The 16,704-nt window shown below is 51.2% G+C and carries 16 protein-coding genes; 4 read left to right on the top strand and 12 right to left on the bottom strand.

Annotation, left to right across the window (positions count from 1 at the left end; all coding sequences use genetic code 11):
• Nucleotides 1-112: 112 nt before the first annotated feature.
• Complete coding sequence (locus JNC80_RS06270) at nucleotides 113-574, top strand: Lrp/AsnC ligand binding domain-containing protein (protein ID WP_075656316.1); 462 nt, start codon at nucleotides 113-115, stop codon at nucleotides 572-574.
• Nucleotides 575-643: 69 nt separating this feature from the next.
• On the opposite strand, the gene zigA is transcribed toward JNC80_RS06270, so the two are convergent.
• From zigA to JNC80_RS06240, 6 genes are all read right to left on the bottom strand, one after another.
• Nucleotides 644-1,849 (bottom strand): zinc metallochaperone GTPase ZigA, encoded by a 1,206-nt coding sequence (gene zigA, locus JNC80_RS06265; protein ID WP_376709809.1) that lies wholly within the window; start codon nucleotides 1,847-1,849, stop codon nucleotides 644-646.
• Nucleotides 1,850-2,104: 255 nt separating this feature from the next.
• Nucleotides 2,105-2,311: a DUF3126 family protein gene (locus tag JNC80_RS06260; RefSeq protein WP_022710917.1), complete on the bottom strand. Its 207-nt coding sequence runs from the start codon at nucleotides 2,309-2,311 to the stop codon at nucleotides 2,105-2,107.
• A gap of 168 nt (nucleotides 2,312-2,479) precedes the next feature.
• The gene (cysE, locus tag JNC80_RS06255; RefSeq protein WP_022710916.1) at nucleotides 2,480-3,304 is read right to left on the bottom strand and encodes a serine O-acetyltransferase; all 825 of its coding nucleotides are present in this window, start codon (nucleotides 3,302-3,304) and stop codon (nucleotides 2,480-2,482) included.
• 256 nt (nucleotides 3,305-3,560) lie between these two features.
• Nucleotides 3,561-4,340 (bottom strand): alpha/beta fold hydrolase, encoded by a 780-nt coding sequence (locus JNC80_RS06250; RefSeq protein ID WP_376709808.1) that lies wholly within the window; start codon nucleotides 4,338-4,340, stop codon nucleotides 3,561-3,563.
• Nucleotides 4,341-4,393: 53 nt separating this feature from the next.
• Nucleotides 4,394-4,876: a DUF192 domain-containing protein gene (locus JNC80_RS06245; protein ID WP_376709807.1), complete on the bottom strand. Its 483-nt coding sequence runs from the start codon at nucleotides 4,874-4,876 to the stop codon at nucleotides 4,394-4,396.
• Between the two features lie 89 nt (nucleotides 4,877-4,965).
• The gene (locus tag JNC80_RS06240; RefSeq protein WP_022710913.1) at nucleotides 4,966-5,547 is read right to left on the bottom strand and encodes a cold-shock protein; all 582 of its coding nucleotides are present in this window, start codon (nucleotides 5,545-5,547) and stop codon (nucleotides 4,966-4,968) included.
• Between the two features lie 229 nt (nucleotides 5,548-5,776).
• Between JNC80_RS06240 and JNC80_RS06235 the strand changes: the two genes are divergently transcribed.
• Nucleotides 5,777-6,217, top strand: coding sequence for a VOC family protein (locus tag JNC80_RS06235; protein WP_376709806.1), 441 nt, complete (start codon nucleotides 5,777-5,779; stop codon nucleotides 6,215-6,217).
• Between the two features lie 30 nt (nucleotides 6,218-6,247).
• On the opposite strand, the gene recJ is transcribed toward JNC80_RS06235, so the two are convergent.
• The 3 genes from recJ to JNC80_RS06220 form a co-directional block, all read right to left on the bottom strand.
• Nucleotides 6,248-8,050, bottom strand: coding sequence for a single-stranded-DNA-specific exonuclease RecJ (recJ, locus tag JNC80_RS06230; RefSeq protein WP_376709898.1), 1,803 nt, complete (start codon nucleotides 8,048-8,050; stop codon nucleotides 6,248-6,250).
• A 359-nt stretch (nucleotides 8,051-8,409) separates the two neighbouring features.
• A complete protein-coding gene (gene glpX, locus JNC80_RS06225; protein WP_022710910.1) occupies nucleotides 8,410-9,399 on the bottom strand; it encodes a class II fructose-bisphosphatase in 990 nt (329 codons plus the stop codon).
• A 288-nt stretch (nucleotides 9,400-9,687) separates the two neighbouring features.
• Nucleotides 9,688-11,217 (bottom strand): ABC-F family ATP-binding cassette domain-containing protein, encoded by a 1,530-nt coding sequence (locus JNC80_RS06220; protein WP_376709805.1) that lies wholly within the window; start codon nucleotides 11,215-11,217, stop codon nucleotides 9,688-9,690.
• A 190-nt stretch (nucleotides 11,218-11,407) separates the two neighbouring features.
• On the opposite strand from JNC80_RS06220, the gene JNC80_RS06215 reads away from it, so the two are divergent.
• Complete coding sequence (locus JNC80_RS06215; protein ID WP_376709804.1) at nucleotides 11,408-11,653, top strand: hypothetical protein; 246 nt, start codon at nucleotides 11,408-11,410, stop codon at nucleotides 11,651-11,653.
• A 22-nt stretch (nucleotides 11,654-11,675) separates the two neighbouring features.
• On the opposite strand, the gene JNC80_RS06210 is transcribed toward JNC80_RS06215, so the two are convergent.
• The 3 genes from JNC80_RS06210 to JNC80_RS06200 all read right to left on the bottom strand — a co-directional run bounded on the left by JNC80_RS06210 (nucleotide 11,676) and on the right by JNC80_RS06200 (nucleotide 14,817).
• The gene (locus JNC80_RS06210) at nucleotides 11,676-12,995 is read right to left on the bottom strand and encodes a homoserine dehydrogenase (RefSeq protein WP_075656298.1); all 1,320 of its coding nucleotides are present in this window, start codon (nucleotides 12,993-12,995) and stop codon (nucleotides 11,676-11,678) included.
• A 105-nt stretch (nucleotides 12,996-13,100) separates the two neighbouring features.
• Nucleotides 13,101-14,294, bottom strand: coding sequence for an LL-diaminopimelate aminotransferase (locus tag JNC80_RS06205; protein ID WP_022710907.1), 1,194 nt, complete (start codon nucleotides 14,292-14,294; stop codon nucleotides 13,101-13,103).
• Nucleotides 14,295-14,472: 178 nt separating this feature from the next.
• Complete coding sequence (locus JNC80_RS06200; RefSeq protein WP_022710906.1) at nucleotides 14,473-14,817, bottom strand: hypothetical protein; 345 nt, start codon at nucleotides 14,815-14,817, stop codon at nucleotides 14,473-14,475.
• A 401-nt stretch (nucleotides 14,818-15,218) separates the two neighbouring features.
• Here JNC80_RS06200 and JNC80_RS06195 point away from each other — a divergent pair, with 401 nt between their 5' ends.
• A complete protein-coding gene (locus tag JNC80_RS06195) occupies nucleotides 15,219-16,391 on the top strand; it encodes a YcbK family protein (protein WP_376709803.1) in 1,173 nt (390 codons plus the stop codon).
• Nucleotides 16,392-16,704 lie beyond the last annotated feature (313 nt).

The raw sequence follows: 16,704 nt of genomic DNA, 5'->3' as shown, positions 1-16,704 counted from the left end.
TAGAGTCTTGCGACGGGTTTTTAACTGTATATTTTATCTCATATAGTTTATCTCACTAATTAAAGCGCCTTATTCGGTGGATATCACTGCAAAAATCGGAATTTTAGCTAAAATGAAGCAAATTGACGCTATGGACAAAAAGATTCTCCGTGCATTGCAGGAGGACGGCAAGCTGACCAATGCCGAACTGGCCGAGAAAATCAGCCTGTCACAGACCGCAACGGCCGAGCGGGTCAAGCGTTTAACCCGCGATGGTTATGTGCTGGGCTACACGGCAAAGCTCTCACCAAAAATGCTCAACCGCTCCATGCTTGTCTTTGTTGAGATCAAGCTCGATCGCACGACACCGGAGGTTTTTGAAACCTTTGCCGAGGCCACAAAAAACAATCCGGTGGTGATGGAATGCCATATGGTGGCCGGTGGTTTTGATTATCTGGTGAAAGCGCGTGTAGCGGACATGGAGCAATATCGCCGCTTTCTGGCAGACTCCCTGCTCTCGCTGCCGGGCGTGCGTGAAACCCATACCTATCCGGTGATGGAGGAGGTTAAAGAAACCTCGGCAATCGGGATTTAAAAGCGTCATGCCTTTGCGTGAATCTATTTCTTCACGCAAAGGCGTATAATATTGTTTTAAAATAATAAATTATGCTGCGCGCTGATCCCATGGCTCGAACGGATCGTAAAGCGACGCCCATTCATCAGGCACAAAATTATCGGCTTCAACCAGACAATTATCCAGAGCAGCCCGTATTGCCCCCTCATCCATCGCAGCTGTACCGATAAAAACCAGTTCCTGCCGCCGGTCGCCCCAGAACGGATCAAGATAAGGCTGCATAGATTGCTGCCAGCCCTCATCTTCCGGCCAGTATTGTTTCGGGATAGATGCCCACCACAGACCACGTTTTCCTGTACGCAATAATGCCCCCGCCTGACTTAGCTCACCCACATAGCGCGGGCGGGTGGCCAGCCAGAAAAAACCCTTCGAGCGGATCAGCCCCGCCCAGCTTTGCTGGATGAAGTCATGGAGTTTAGCCGGATCAAACGGACGGCGCTCACGATAGACAAAAGAGCGGATGCCATATTCCTCTGTCTCCGGCACATGATCTTTAAAACCATAGAGCTCTTTAAACCATAACGGATGTTGCTCGGCCTTTTCAAAACTAAAGCGGCCGGTATTCATGATCTTCGCCAAAGGCACTTTGCCGAAATCAGCATCAACCACATCGCAGTCCGGATTGAGTGCGCGGATAATTTTATAAATATCTTGTCTTTGTGCGGGCGAAACTTCGCTGATCTTATTCAGCACCACGACATCGGCAAACTCGATCTGCTCCACCAGCAAATCCACAATACCGCGCTCATCGCTCTCACCGGCTGTCTCGCCACGATCGCTCAGAAAATCCTGCGATGCATAATCGCGCAGCAGATTAGCGCTGTCGACAACAGTTACCATCGTGTCCAACCGCGCCACATCAGAAAGGCTGAAACCTTCCTCATCACGAAATTCAAAAGTCGAGGCTACCGGTAAAGGCTCGGAAATACCGGTCGATTCAATCAGCAGATAATCAAACCGCCCCTGTTTTGCGAGCTGCGTCACCTCCTGCAACAGATCATCGCGCAAAGTGCAGCAGATACAGCCATTGGTCAGCTCAACCAACTGCTCCTGTGTGCGGGACAGATTGGCGCCACAATCACGCAGCAAAGCCGCATCAATATTCACTTCACTCATATCATTCACGATCAGGGCAACACGCACCTCTTCACGATTGTTCAAAATATGGTTGAGCAAAGTGGTTTTTCCGGCGCCCAAAAATCCGGACAAAACCGTGACAGGTAAACGTTGTTCCATTTCATCTCCTGAATATCACCATGTTACGGGTCATGCGCGCTTCAGCGCACAGCCCGTCATTATCGGAAAGGCGACATTGATATGTTATAATATAACGCATCACAAGAGATTTTACGCTATTGCGACCTGATTACACAGATTGAAGGCTTACATATAAAAACGGCGGCTGATGCGAATGAATCTCTTCATGCATAAGCCGCCATAAATATTTGTAATTCAAAAGATTTTTAACTTCAGCAAACAGGGCTGCTAAAATTACAGATCCATTTCCAGAATGGCCATGGAGAAGTTGTAGGACAGTTCGCCCTCATCTTCATCCTTATAGATGATGCCCAGAAACTCATCATCCATATAGACTTCGCAGGAGTCATCCTTACGCGGACGCGCCTTAACAGTCAGGTTCTGATTATCAAAAGTCCGCTTGAAATAGGCGTCCAGTTTCTTGATTTCTTCGGGTTTCAAACGGATTCTCCTGTTTCATTTTACGGGGCTGTCTCATGCGCCCCTGTGCCCGATATGTAAAGGGGCAACATGTCGCTTTATCCTAAAACCGCTCACACTTTTCGGGGCGTGCATTTATTCTTACGCACGCCTTACCCGAAAACCGCTTACACTTTTCAGGGCGTGCTTTTATTCAGCAGCATTAATCAGCTGATCCATCGCGCGCGAAGGCTCAGCACAATCGCAACTGCCAATCACTTTCGCCGGAACACCGGCGACCGTCACATTATCCGGCACGGCTTTAACCACCACGGAACCGGCAGCAATTTTTGAGCATTCACCGATCGTGATATTGCCAAGAATTTTTGCCCCCGCGCCGATCAGCACCCCACGGCCGATTTTCGGATGACGATCACCCCCAGCCTTACCGGTACCACCCAGTGTTACCTCATGCAGGATCGACACATCATCGCCGACCACCGCAGTTTCACCGATAACCACACCGGTCGCATGATCGAGAAAAATACCGCTGCCGAATTTCGCCGCCGGATGAATATCGGTCTGGAAAATCGATGAAGAACGGCTCTGCAGATAATAGGCGAAATCCTTGCGTCCCTCTTTCCACAGCCAATGCGCTAAGCGGTGGGTCTGGATGGCATGGAAGCCCTTCATATAAAGCAGAGGATCAAGAAAACGGTTTGCCGCCGGATCACGGTCATAAACCGCCTGCAAATCAATGCGCAAAGTCTGCGACCATTCCGGCGAGGCTTTGCTCATCGTTACAAAAGTCTGGCGCAGCAGATCAGCAGCCACATCGGCATGACCGAGACGCTCAGAAATGCGATGCATAACCACATCTTCCAGACTGCCTTGATTAAGCACTGTGGAATACAGAAACGCCGCCAGCAACGGCTCTTTCACGGCTGCAGCTTCGGCCTCAGCACGCACGGAATACCAGATCGGATCCATATGATCGACGACCTTGCTCACCGGAACAGAACCATGTGCGGCCATTGCATCACTCCTGGCTTTACAGCATTCACTTATTCTTCAATCACCGGAAGCCGCCAAATGCTTTGAAATGGCTAGAAAATCTTACCGGAAACAAATATTTCCGATTATTTTCGCCAGTCCTTCACATTGCTGCTTCCGGCATTTATCTGGGCGAGTTTAAACCGCATTACAAGAGATGAAAATCCCTCTGCTGCTATTGCGGTAAAATTACCTGAGCGGATCGTCACATTTTCATAGAAAACCTGTCCGGCAGCACTCAGCCAATCGGATGCGCCTTCAGAAACTCCAGCACAGCCTGCTTGTAAACCTTATCTCCGACCGCCAGCATATGATCGCGGTCAGGAATATCAACTGCCGTTGCATGCGGCATCAGATCGGCCAGATCCTGCGCATCACCGGCAATATCATCCTTCGTGCCGACAGCAACCAGTGCAGGCTGGCTAATCATCGCCATTGCCTGTGCGGGAATAAGCTCTTTGGAGGTGATAACACAGGCTGCAAGCGCAAAACGGTCGCTCTTTGTCTGATCTGCAAATTTACGGAACATCAGACCGCGCGGATGGGTGATACTGTCCACATCTTCCGACAACAGCGCATCATAGATCGGATCCCAGTCACCGGCACCGGTGACCATACCAATGCCTAAGCCCCCAAAGACCAGACTATGCACGCGTTTTGGGTGTTCCAGCGCCGCAAAAGCACTGATGCGCGCGCCCATGGAATACCCCATAACATGGGCTTTATCGATATTCAGATGATCCAGCAGGGCAATAGCATCAGCCGCCATTAATGACGGGTAGTAGAGTTCACGGTCATGCGGCTTGTCAGAACGGCCATGGCCGCGATTATCAATTGCAATCGCGCGGTAACCGGCATCGGTCAGTGTTTTAATCCAGCCCGGATTGAGCCAGTTGACCATACCGGAAGATGCAAAACCATGGATCAATAAAACCGGCTCACCTTGTCCTTCATCACGATAAGCCAGCTTTAATCCGTCATGCTCAAAATAACGGACTTCATTCACATTCACGACCATAGTTCACTTCCGAGATTTATTTTCCGCCCTGTTTAGCGCAACAGGACTCAAATTCACTGACATTGCCCGCATATTATCCGGTGCTTGACTGTATCACCAGCCTTGATGCCAAGTTTAGCGGCAATGCCTGCATTCACTTCAATGACAAAAGCCACAGGCTCGCCGGAAGCAACAATATCTTTTGAAAAAGGCACCGTATTTTCAGCAACCCGCGCGATTGATCCGTCATTACGGACAAACAACATATCCAGTGGCAGCGGCGTATTGGCCATCCACATCATCACCGGACGCTCTTCACCGAAAACAAAGATCATCGCACGGTCAGCCGGAAAATCCTTACGATACATCAGTCCCGCACTGCGTTTCTGATCCGTATCGGCAATTTCCAGCCCGAAACTTTTCTCGCCCGATGCGGTCTGTATTTTCAAAGCCTGCGCATCCAAAGGAACGCGCATCGGCTCTTCCTGCGCTGATACCGCAAAAGTGCCACCCAAAAGCGCGGCCACAAATACCAAATAAGCAAACCACTGTTTCATCGGGCAAACCATACTTCAAAACATATTTGAGAGAAAATATACGTGCAGACCATTATAGCAAATATAAAAAAACCGGTCAGAGACCGGTTTTAATGCGGATTAGTAAAAGGCGAACCGATATCCGGATGAATTTCTGCCGCCATCAGCCCTTTATCACCATGACCGAACCGCACCAGAACCACCTGTCCCGGACGCAGTTCCATCATACCGAAGCGACGCAGCGTTTCCATATGAACAAAAATATCTTCCGTCCCCTCACCGCGGCTTAGAAAGCCAAAACCTTTGGTACGGTTGAACCATTTGACAATTGCCCGCTCCAGCCCGCTCGACGGCGTAACCACAACATGGGTGCGTGCAGGCGGCAGAGTTGAAGGATGCGCAACATCGGAAAGGTCGAGAGACAAAACGCGGAAACATTGCCAGCCGCGTTCACCACGGCGAATTTCGCAAACAACACGCGCACCTTCCTGTGCGGTCTGAAAACCGTCACGGCGCAATGTCGTCACATGAACAAGAATATCACCGTAGCCGTCCTGATCGGGAACAACAAAACCATAGCCCTTCGCGACGTCGAACCATTTAATGACGCCGGAAATCTCGACAATATCGGTTGCATCCTCAGCGGAGTTGGTACCATCCATAAACTCATGGGACAAAGACTTGTCAGTCATGGCACGCTCCTCCTTTCATCTGCCGGGCAAATCAGGTTGATTCTCATCTTCAAGATAACACTTCCTTAACCGTATCCGGCAAGAGCAAACTTTCAATATTCCTGTTTCGATCACAGACTTTATGAGCAGGCATGCTAAAACAGCGGTGAACTATTTCAAATCTGCCCTGTTTTAAATATGACACCTGCTAAAACAGACAGGATCAAACAGGGTAAAACAGGAGGCAAACATGCGCTATTTGCACACCATGATCCGTATTCGTGACATTGATGAGTCACTGGATTTTTTTGTTGGAAAATTCGGACTGGTGGAAACTCGCCGCACGGAAAGTGAACAGGGACGTTTCACTTTGATCTTCCTCAGCGCGTCGAAAGATCAGGCGAATGCAGAAAGCTCCCGCGCGCCGGAGCTGGAACTGACCTATAACTGGGATACGGAAACCTATAGCGGCGGACGCAATTTCGGCCATCTCGCCTATGAGGTCGATAATATTTATGACGTCTGCCAAAATCTGAAAGACAAAGGCGTTGTCATTAACCGTCCGCCACGCGACGGCCGCATGGCTTTTGTGAAATCACCGGACGGTATTTCCATTGAAATTCTGCAAAAAGGCGAAAGACTGGCACCGCAGGAGCCATGGGCATCTATGGAAAATACCGGCAGCTGGTAAACTAATCTCAGCAAGCTGTTAAGCTGCCTCTTATTGGCGCGAGAGATCAACTTTCGCGGCATCCACAATGCGGATCTGTGTTGAAACAGAGCCATTCCAGTGATTGAGCGATAAATGGCCGGCAACATGCACCATGTGTCCGGCCTGATCGAACAGGAAGCGCCCAAGATCACTGTCAGCAGCACGGAAGGCAATACCGTCGACACGTTTGCCGTCCAGTCCTTTCAGGGCAACTTTCACATGATCGCGCCCGACAACACGCACATCAGCGATTGTATGGTTTGGCAGTGCCAGCAGCGGCTGCACATGACCGGCACCATAAGGCCCTGCTTTTTCCAGGGCATTATACAGCGCAACCGTGGCACCGGTGGCTGAAACCGCACCATCAATCGCCAGACTTTGCTCAGCGCGCAATTCATCCACCTGCTCGGCAGCCTGCTCTTCAAAAAATGCGCGCAAAGCACCGAGTTTGGATTTCTCCACCGTGATACCAGCCGCCATAGCGTGACCACCGCCTTTGACCAGCAAGCCCTGTTCAACGGCTTTGCGCACCAGCTTGCCAAGATCAAAACCGCTGATCGAGCGCCCCGATCCTGTGCCCACACCATTACCGTTAAAGGCAATGGCAAAAGTCGGGCGTTTCGCCTTATCTTTCAGGCGGGAGGCCAGCAGACCAACAATACCCGGATGCCAGTCTTCATTCGCAGTGACCAGAACCGCAGGCCCCGATTTACCGGAAAGCTCAGCAAAGGCTTCCGCTTCCGCCTGCTGCAACATCACCGCTTCCATCGCCTGACGCTCGGCATTCAACCTGTCTAGCTCTTCCGCAATGGTATTGGCTTCAACTGGATCATCCAGTGTCAGCAAACGGCTACCCAAAGCAGCATTGCCGATACGCCCGCCTGCATTAATGCGGGGGCCGATAAGAAAGCCGAAATGGAAACTATTGAGCGGCTCACCGATACGCGACACCCGCGCCAAAGCCGCTAAACCTGCATTGCTCTGATTACGGGCAGCAAGCAAACCTTTGACAACAAAAGCGCGGTTCACACCGATCAGCGGCACCACATCGCAAACCGTGGCCAAGCCCACCAGATCGAGAAACCTAAGCAAATCCGGCGTACCATTTGCCGCTTTGATACCGCGCTCACGCAATTCCCGTGCCAATTGCACCAAAGTCATAAAGACAACACCGGCAGCACAGAGATGCCCCTGCCCTGAAATATCATCCTCACGGTTCGGGTTAACAATCGCAGCGGCATCTTCCGGCAAGGCACCACCAAGCTGATGGTGATCCAGAACCACAACATCGGCACCGGCATCTTTCGCAGCGGTAATCGACACGGCACTGTTAGTGCCGCAGTCGACGGTCACAATCAGCGATGCACCTTTGGCAACCAGCTCGCGCATGGCATCGGGGTTCGGGCCGTAGCCTTCAAAAATGCGATCCGGAATATAAATGACATTCCTGATGTCATAGGCATTGAGAAAGCGGGATAACAGCGCAGATGAACAGGCACCATCGACGTCATAATCACCAAAGATTGCAACATTCTCACGGCGCTGAATAGCATCGGCAATACGCACAGCAGCCTGTTTCATATCCGTCAGGGTCAGCGGATCAGGCATCAGGGAGCGGATGCTCGGATTGAGAAATTCTTCGGCGGCTTCAAGGCCAACGCCACGACCGGCCATAACGCGGGACACCAGATCGGGAATGCCGTAATTCTGGGCGATGGCCAGTGCGGTATTGGCTTCCCGCAGACCTAAACGATCAACCCATTTCATGCCCGTTGCAGAAGAACGTATTCCGAGAAACAAACGCTCATTCATATCCACGCGGGCAACTCCTGTTTTTACAAACAACAAAGGCGATATCAGCATAATCCCGAAAAGTTGTATGACTTTTCGGACAAGATTATGCGCATAAATAAGAAAATGTCGCTCTTTGTCATTTCAGAGCTTGATCGAAACAATAAAGGCGACATTTTTCAATGTCGCCTTATAGCAGAATTTAATTGTGGTGCCACTCTTTGGGCTATTGTCTTAGCAGGCAAACTAGCGCCGAGTTTAAAAATCATCAGGTTGCGGCGAAAATGGTGATTTCGAGAACCGGAGCGGAGCGTACTGATAGTACGTGAGCACCGGAAGCACAGAAATCGCCATTTGCAGACCAATCCTGATGGTTTTTATTAAGCGAACTTGGAGAGGTCTTGGTGCCGCGCCTTAATCTCACGCACAGTCTGGGACTGAGCACGCATGACGATGGTGTGGGTCTGGATGTAGTCGCGGGCAAATTTAACACCGGAGAGCATGTTGCCGTCGGTTACACCGGTGGCTGCAAACAGCACGTCGCCTTTGGCCATTTCTTCCATCAGGTAAACTTTGTTCGGGTCTGTAACGCCCATTTTCAGAGCGCGGGCGATCTGGTCATCAGAATTGAACTGCAGACGACCCTGCATCTGGCCGCCGATGCAGCGCAGAGCTGCTGCTGCCAGAACGCCTTCAGGCGCGCCGCCAATGCCGAGATAGATATCAATGCCGGTTTCATCCGGATTGGTGGTGTGCATAACACCGGCAACGTCACCGTCACCGATCAGACGGATTGCAGCACCGGTTGCGCGGACTTCTTCGATCAGGCGTGCGTGACGCGGACGATCCATAATGCAGGCGGTGATTTCGTTGACTTTAACGCCTTTGGCTTTTGCCAGCGCATTCAGGTTTTCAGTCGCAGAAGCGTCAATATCTACAACGCCGCGCGGATAGCCCGGACCAACAGCGATTTTCTGCATGTAAACGTCCGGCGCGTAAAGCAGATTGCCTTTTTCAGCAATTGCAACAACAGCCAGCGAGTTTGGCAGGTTCTTGGCGCAGATGGTGGTACCTTCCAGCGGGTCGAGCGCGATGTCGACTTCAGGACCGTTGCGGGTACCAACTTCTTCACCGATATAAAGCATCGGCGCTTCGTCGCGTTCACCCTCACCGATAACAACAGTACCGGAGATCGGCAGACGGTTCAGCTCTTTACGCATGGCGTCAACAGCAACCTGATCCGCAGCTTTTTCATCACCGCGGCCACGCAGACGGGCAGCAGCCACAGCGGCGCGCTCGGTCACGCGAACCAGCTCGAGTGTCAGAATACGGTCGAGACCCTGCGGGGTCTGATCTGCAGAATTGGCCATTTAAACAGTCCTAAATTCGTTATCGAAAGATATGCCTGCAATCCGGAATAGTATCGCTGCGCAACGGATACAAAACTGCTGTAGCCGATTATGATGACAGGGGATTGTCAGACATGGTCGCCATCTTTTGGCAAAGTCGGGCTCTCCCTGCAAGGGATAAAGCGCGGGGAGAAAAAGTAAATCGATTATACTCGGTTGAAAAACCATCACATTTGAAAACGAGTGATACCGGCAGTGTATTTTTCATAAAATTACACTGCCGGTATCTTTTGTTATATATCAGACTATTCAGCCCGCAAGCTGTCCGGCTTCTTCAAAGAATGCTTCCGGTGACTCCACTTCAACCAGCTTATTCTTCACAATCTGCCAGAAACGATTGCCGGTATTGCGCACGAAACTACGGTCATGCGACACCAGCAGACAGGCGGCATCGCTGTTCAGCAGCTCCGCTTCCAGCGCCTCCTGCCCCTCAATATCCAGATGGTTGGTCGGTTCATCGAGAATATAGAAATTCGGATGTGTCAGCCGTAATACCAGCATGGCAAGCCGAGCTTTTTGTCCGCCGGAAAGTCGTGCAACCGCCTTCCCCTGCATATCAATATTCATACCCGCCCCTGCCAGCAGCGAACGCGCTTTCTGATCGCCTATATCAAAACGACGAATGATGGTTTCCAGCGGCGTATGCTTGTCATTGAGTTCCGACAATGCCTGATCGCTATAGCCCAGCACCAGTGACGGCGTGGCTTTAAGTGCCGAACTTTCCGGCTCAACACCCGTAATCACATTCCGTACCATGGTCAGCAACCGTGTTTTGCCGGTACCATTGGCACCCAGCAGCACGATACGGTCACCGGGATTGATCCATAAACGGCCAGTTTTATAGAGAATGCGATTATCCGGTGTGACCACATCAAGATTATCAATCACCACCAGTGCACGGGCATGACTGCTCTGCCCTGCCAGCCTGATAACACCGGCAGACCGCTCCAGATGCGCAGGCTTGGCAGCATCTTCCAGCTTCTCCGCACGGTCCTTCAGCTGTTTGGTTTTTATCACCAGCAGGTCACTGCCCGAATTGATACCAATATTATTGAGTTTGGCCGCCTGTTTGCGCAATTGCTGTGCGGTTTTCATATCTTTTTGATATTGGCGCGCATCGGCAGCATCAGCCTCATCCAATGCGACACGGGCACGGCTATAAGGCAGAGCATAGATTTGCGAATTTTCAGGCCGCAAAAACAATGTACGCTTGGTCACAGCATCGAGAAAAGCACGGTCATGGCTACACATAAGCACCGCTGTTGAACGCGGCAGATCATTCAACCAGCCTTCCAGCAGGTGGATTTTTTCCAGATCCAGATGGTTGGTCGGCTCGTCCAGCAGCAACAGATCGGGCTCGGCAATCTGCGTTCGCGCCAGCAAAGCAAGGCGCTGCCAGCCTCCGCTCAACTGCCGCATTGCACGGTCACGCATATCCTGCGGCACACTCAGATCGTCGAGAATAATATCAACGCGCCAGCTTTCATTCAGCTGCGCATCTTCATCCAGCCCGCTCAGCACCACATTATATAAGGAAATATCCAGCCAGTCCTGCGGCACATATTGCGGCACCACGCCGGTTTTCAGACCACGGGCACGGGTCACCAGACCATCCGTTGGCTCCAGATCACCGCTGATAATACGCATCAGACTGGATTTACCGCGACCGTTGGCGGCAACCACACCAAGACGTTCCCCCTCACCGACAACGAGGCTTAAATTGCGAAACAGTTCAACGGACAGAGTAAGAGAAAGATTTTGAAGATTAAGGTAGGACATAAGATCAGCTCAGAATTTGCCATAGCCGTACAGAACATCGCATAGATGCGAACTGGTAACGGGATGGCTCAAATCAGATGCAGCATACTCCAAGCAGAACTGCACCTTTCAGAAAAGGCTGATAAAGACAGATTTGACAGTCTTAATCGGCCCTGCACAAATTAATGAGACAGGGCGTAATCAGGGCCGAATGTGTGATGATGCTGATGTCGCAGAGAAAACATCTTACGGCCCTCCTTTCCTAAACTGCGTTGAGCTGTTCAGAAATTTATCAAATAGATTTTTTGCTGACAAGAGCTATCCGCAACAAAAAACCGCCGGAAATTCCGGCGGTTTTTATCAACTCTTGTCTTTATTAGAGCGCCGTGTGCCAGACTTGGCACACAAAACTCGCTCTAACACTTTAAAATGCGAGCATAATTTTACCTTAAACTGATCCAAGTTTAAGGAATTATGCCCTACCCCGCACGCTCAATGCGGATCATCTGCGGCTTGTCGAAGAGATCACCATCTTCGGTAATCGCCTTCAAAGCCTGCTTAACCGCTGATTCCGTGGTTGCATGGGTTACGAGAACAACTGTCTTAATCACAGCCTCTTCGACATTGGCACCCGTGCCGCGCTGTACGATAGATTCCAGCGAAATATCATTTTCCGCCATGCGCTTGGCAATGGTTGCAAACACACCGGCGCGATCATGCACATTCAGACGAATGAAATAACCACCGGCATGAGAACGCATTTTCGCGCGCGCTGTCGGCTTCAGATCTTTTGCAGGCGTACCGAAGACCGGCCCGTGCTGGAAACCCGGACGGCTCTTACCGATATCAGCAATATCACCAATCACAGCAGAGGCCGTGGCATTGCCGCCGGCACCCGGACCTGAGAGCAGCAATTCGCCGAGAAGGTCGGTTTCGATCGCCACCGCATTGGTCACGCCATGCACCTGCGCAATAACAGAAGAGGTTGGCACCAATGTCGGATGCACACGCTGCTCCACACCGGTTTCTGTTTTCTGCGCTACGCCCAGCAGCTTGATTTTATAACCAAGCTCTTCCGCTGCACGGATATCCGCGAGCGAAATATTGCTGATACCTTCCAGATAAATATCATCAGCCGCAATCTGCGTGCCAAAGGCAATACTGGTCAGCAGTGCCAGCTTATGCGCCGTGTCATTGCCTTCAATATCAAAGGTCGGATCAGCTTCTGCATAACCAAGACGCTGTGCATCTTTCAGACATTCGGTGAAGGAAATCCCCTCCTCACCCATACGGGTCAGGATATAGTTACAGGTGCCGTTCATAATACCGTAAACGCGCGACACAGTATTACCGGTCAGCGATTCACGCATCGCCTTAATCACCGGAATACCGCCTGCAACCGCTGCTTCAAAATTCAGCAACACGCCTTTGGCTTCCGCGATTTTAGCCAGTTCCACACCATGATAGGCCAGCAAGGCTTTATTGGCAGTCACCACATGACGACCGGAATTGAGTGCAGCCTCAACAGCAGCACGTGCAGTACCTTCCGAGCCGCCAACCAGCTCAACAAAAACATCAATATTATCTGATTTTGCCAGTGCGACCGGATCATCGAACCATTCAATATTGCTGAGATCAACACCACGGTCACGCGTACGGTCACGTGCGCTGACCGCAGTCACTACAATTTCGCGTCCGCATTGCCTTGTCATCATTTCGGCTTTATCGCGCAGAATGCGCAAAACCGATGCTCCTACGGTGCCAAGTCCGGCGACACCGATCCGCAATGCATTACTCATTATTGTGCCTCAGCAATATATACTTAATTCAACGGGCGGGAACTGTATGCTCCCGCCTCACTTTATTCGCTTGGCTCAGGACATTCCCCTGAAGCCGCCTTTTTATCAGGCAGCTCCGTCAGCATTCCCCAGAAAGCGTTTGATATTACGCGCGGCCTGACGAATACGATGTTCGTTCTCCACCAAAGCAATGCGCACAAATTCATCCCCATGTTCACCGAAACCGAGGCCGGGCGCAACAGCTACATCAGCTTTTTCGATCAATAGTTTGGAAAAATCGAGCGAGCCCATGGCACGGTAGCGTTCAGGGATCGGAACCCACGCAAACATTGTCGCCTCAGGAGACGGAATTTCCCAACCTGCACGGCCAAAACTCTCGACCAGAACATCGCGGCGTGTCTTATAAACATTACGCACATATTCAATATCGCTGCCGTCGCCGTTCAGCGCTGCCGTTGCAGCCACCTGAACCGGCGTGAAAGCACCGTAATCGAGATAGGATTTGACCCGTGTGAGCGCCGCAATCAGCCTTTCATTGCCAACCGCAAACCCCATACGCCAGCCGGCCATCGAGAATGTTTTGGACATAGAGGTAAATTCAACCGCCACATCCATTGCACCCTCAACCTGCAACACCGATGGCGGTGGGTTGTTTTCATCGAAATAGATTTCCGAATAGGCCAGATCTGACAGGATGATAATATTATGCTTACGGGCAAAGGCCACCACTTCCTTATAGAAGTCGAGTGTCGCCACTTGCGCAGTCGGGTTGGACGGAAAACTCAGAATCAGCGCAATCGGGCTCGGGATCGAGTGCTTAACACCGCGCTCCAGCGAGACGAGGAAACTGTCATCCGGTTTTGCACTGATGGAGCGGATGACACCGCCGGACATGACAAAGCCGAAAGTATGGATCGGATAGGTCGGATCCGGACACAGAATAACATCACCCGGCGCAGTAATTGCCTGCGCCATATTGGCGAAGCCTTCTTTGGAACCAAGCGTGGCAACAACCTGTGTATCCGGATTGAGCTTCACACCAAAACGACGCGCATAATAATTGGCCTGCGCTTTACGTAAGCCAGGAATCCCTTTGGATGAGGAATAGCGATGGGTGCGCGGGTCCTGCACAGCCTCACAGAGCTTATCAATAATGCCCTGCGGTGTCGGCAGATCAGGATTGCCCATGCCAAGATCAATAATGTCGGCACCCGCCGCTCGCGCACTCGCCTTCAGGCGGTTAACCTGTTCGAAGACATAAGGTGGCAGGCGACGGATTTTATGGAATTGTTCCGACATATCTCTCTTCCGTTTAATTAAAATGCGATGCAGCATAATCTTGTAAAACTGCACGGCTGTTAAAAGTCCGGATCAGTACGACCCGAATCCAGAGTGCCAAAACAGCACTCCGATCTGTAAATTCTAAAATGCGAATAAATTTATGGCGTATCAAAACGCCTGTCGTCAGATCAGCCTGTTACTCAGTGGCTTCGATTGCCTTTAATGTGGCATCGGTTTCCGCCTGCAACTGGCGTTTGCGGGCTTCGATTTCCGCTCGGCTCGATCCGGTTGCGGGTGCGCTTCCCTGACGCGCCTTGGCGCTGCTGAGGCTACCGGTAATCCGGTCTTTTTCCTCAAAGGTCAGCTGCTTGGTTTCACCGCGCGGCATAATCCCGAAATTCGGATAAGCTCCGGTACGCAGCGCACCTTCCTGCGGCACACCGGCAGAAGGCCCGCTTGTGCAACCCGCGAGCGCCACAGCAGCCACGGCAAACATTGCATTACGCAGCGTTGCGAAGTGATGTGTCTGTTGTGCGCTCATAGAGGAAATTCCCTGCATATCGAATTCTGGTCGTAACTCTGGCCGAATAACCGGACAATAAACGTATAGACGCATTTCGCAACAGGAAGCTTTCATTTCCGCCGTGAAAAACACTCTTATTTACGTCATACTGCCAAGTCTGCCCGCGAACACGAAATGTAACAATTGTTATTGTTTTGAAAAGAATTGTTACAGGGCATAACTTGCGCCCCAATTAATAAAGAATTAACAATTTTTGCGACGAAAACAGTCATTCCGCATATATTAATAATAGCCAGAATTTTGCACAAACGGAGCCTCTTTACAGCCCTTTGTGCCAGCAGTTGCACAGGAAACCTTTGATTTGAGTTCAGTTTCCGCAGATGCACTCAGACAAGTCGCAGCATAATGAAGGGTCTGCTTTGTTCGATACGATAAAACGTATACGAGAAAAAAACGCTCAGCTTTTCTGCGGCTCAGCTATCATTCTCGCTTTAAGCATCAGTGGCTGCACCACATCTTCCGGCACATCCCTGCTGGAAAGCGTCGCCAATGATACGACTCTGGCCGAAAATAAATCCGGCGATTCCGCTTCTGATACTCCGGCGTCAAATACAGCAACCGCTGCGACAAAAGCTGCTCCGGCCTCTGCTATAACGGCAGAAGCCGCAAAACAGACAGCAGAAGCACAAACGGAAAAACCGGTACAGGTTGCCTTGGCTGATACAGCCGCCGCCGCAACCAATCAGATTGTACAGACACCGGAAACCGCAGCCCCTGCCGAACAACCGAGCACTCTGGCTGCACTTTTCGGCACACGAAACAAGCCTACTGCTGCTTTAGCAGCGATTCCGCAGGCAGAAGCAGCAACACCGGCGACAAGCCAGACAAAGCCGCAGAATAATGCTGCTCAGGCCGAAACTGCCAAGCCGGATGGAAGCGCAAATACCGCACAAACTCCTGCAATTGACAGAACAAGCCAGAGCGCAGGCGCGGCAGCCCGTCTTTTCTCACCGGGAAAAAACAGTGTGCGCGGCACCGGAAAACAGGAAGCTACGGTTACAGCCTCTGCCACTCCTAAAAGAGCAAGCGACTATAATTATACGCTGCCGGGTGTGCGTGCGAATGGCGGCGTAGAGATTCGTCACAGTAATAAAGTGTTCGACGAAAGCGATATTGATCTTGATGAAGACGATTTCAGCGCGCCGGTAACACTCGCCTCCGCTGGCGGCATGGCGCGTCTTGCGCCGAACGGCCTGCGCACCCAGCATGATAAAGTGCAGGTTTCCTGCCTGAAACCGCAGCTGGTCTCAATGATTAAACGCCTTGAAAGCCACTACCGCAAACCGGTTGTCATCACCTCCGGCTACCGCAGTCCGGCGCACAACCGTTCGGTCAGAGGTGCGAAACGCTCATTGCATATGTCGTGTTCAGCGGCTGATCTGCAGATTCCAGGCGTTTCCAAATGGGAGATCGCCCGTCAGGTACGCACATGGCCAAGTCGCGGCGGTGTCGGCACCTATTGCCATACAGAATCGGTACATATCGATGTCGGTCCGGAGCGCGACTGGAACTGGCGCTGCCGTCGCGGCTAAAAAATACTGTCAGACAAATCATTTTACAGGCCGGATCAGCTATCTGATTCCGGCCTGTCTTCATTTTCTGAACCGCTCTGGTGATTTGTGCGGCAGATTTGCATTTATTTGCAGGGCAAAATGGCACCCAAACACGCCTCAGCTCCCGTCATTCAGCGCTAAACACTTAATTCCACACGACAAAAGCAGCGCTTCCGTGGCTTTATTCACAGGCAGAGCACTGCCAAATGAAAAAAATCTGCATTTTTTGCAAATTTCTTATTTTACCCACTTGCACGATAAATATCATGCCGCTATAAGCCGGTTCACCAGC

Origin of the sequence: Pseudochrobactrum lubricantis (assembly GCF_041929865.1) — a bacterium.
GTDB classification, from domain to species: Bacteria; Pseudomonadota; Alphaproteobacteria; order Rhizobiales; family Rhizobiaceae; genus Pseudochrobactrum; species Pseudochrobactrum saccharolyticum.
This window is presented reverse-complemented; position numbering and strand designations above follow the sequence as displayed.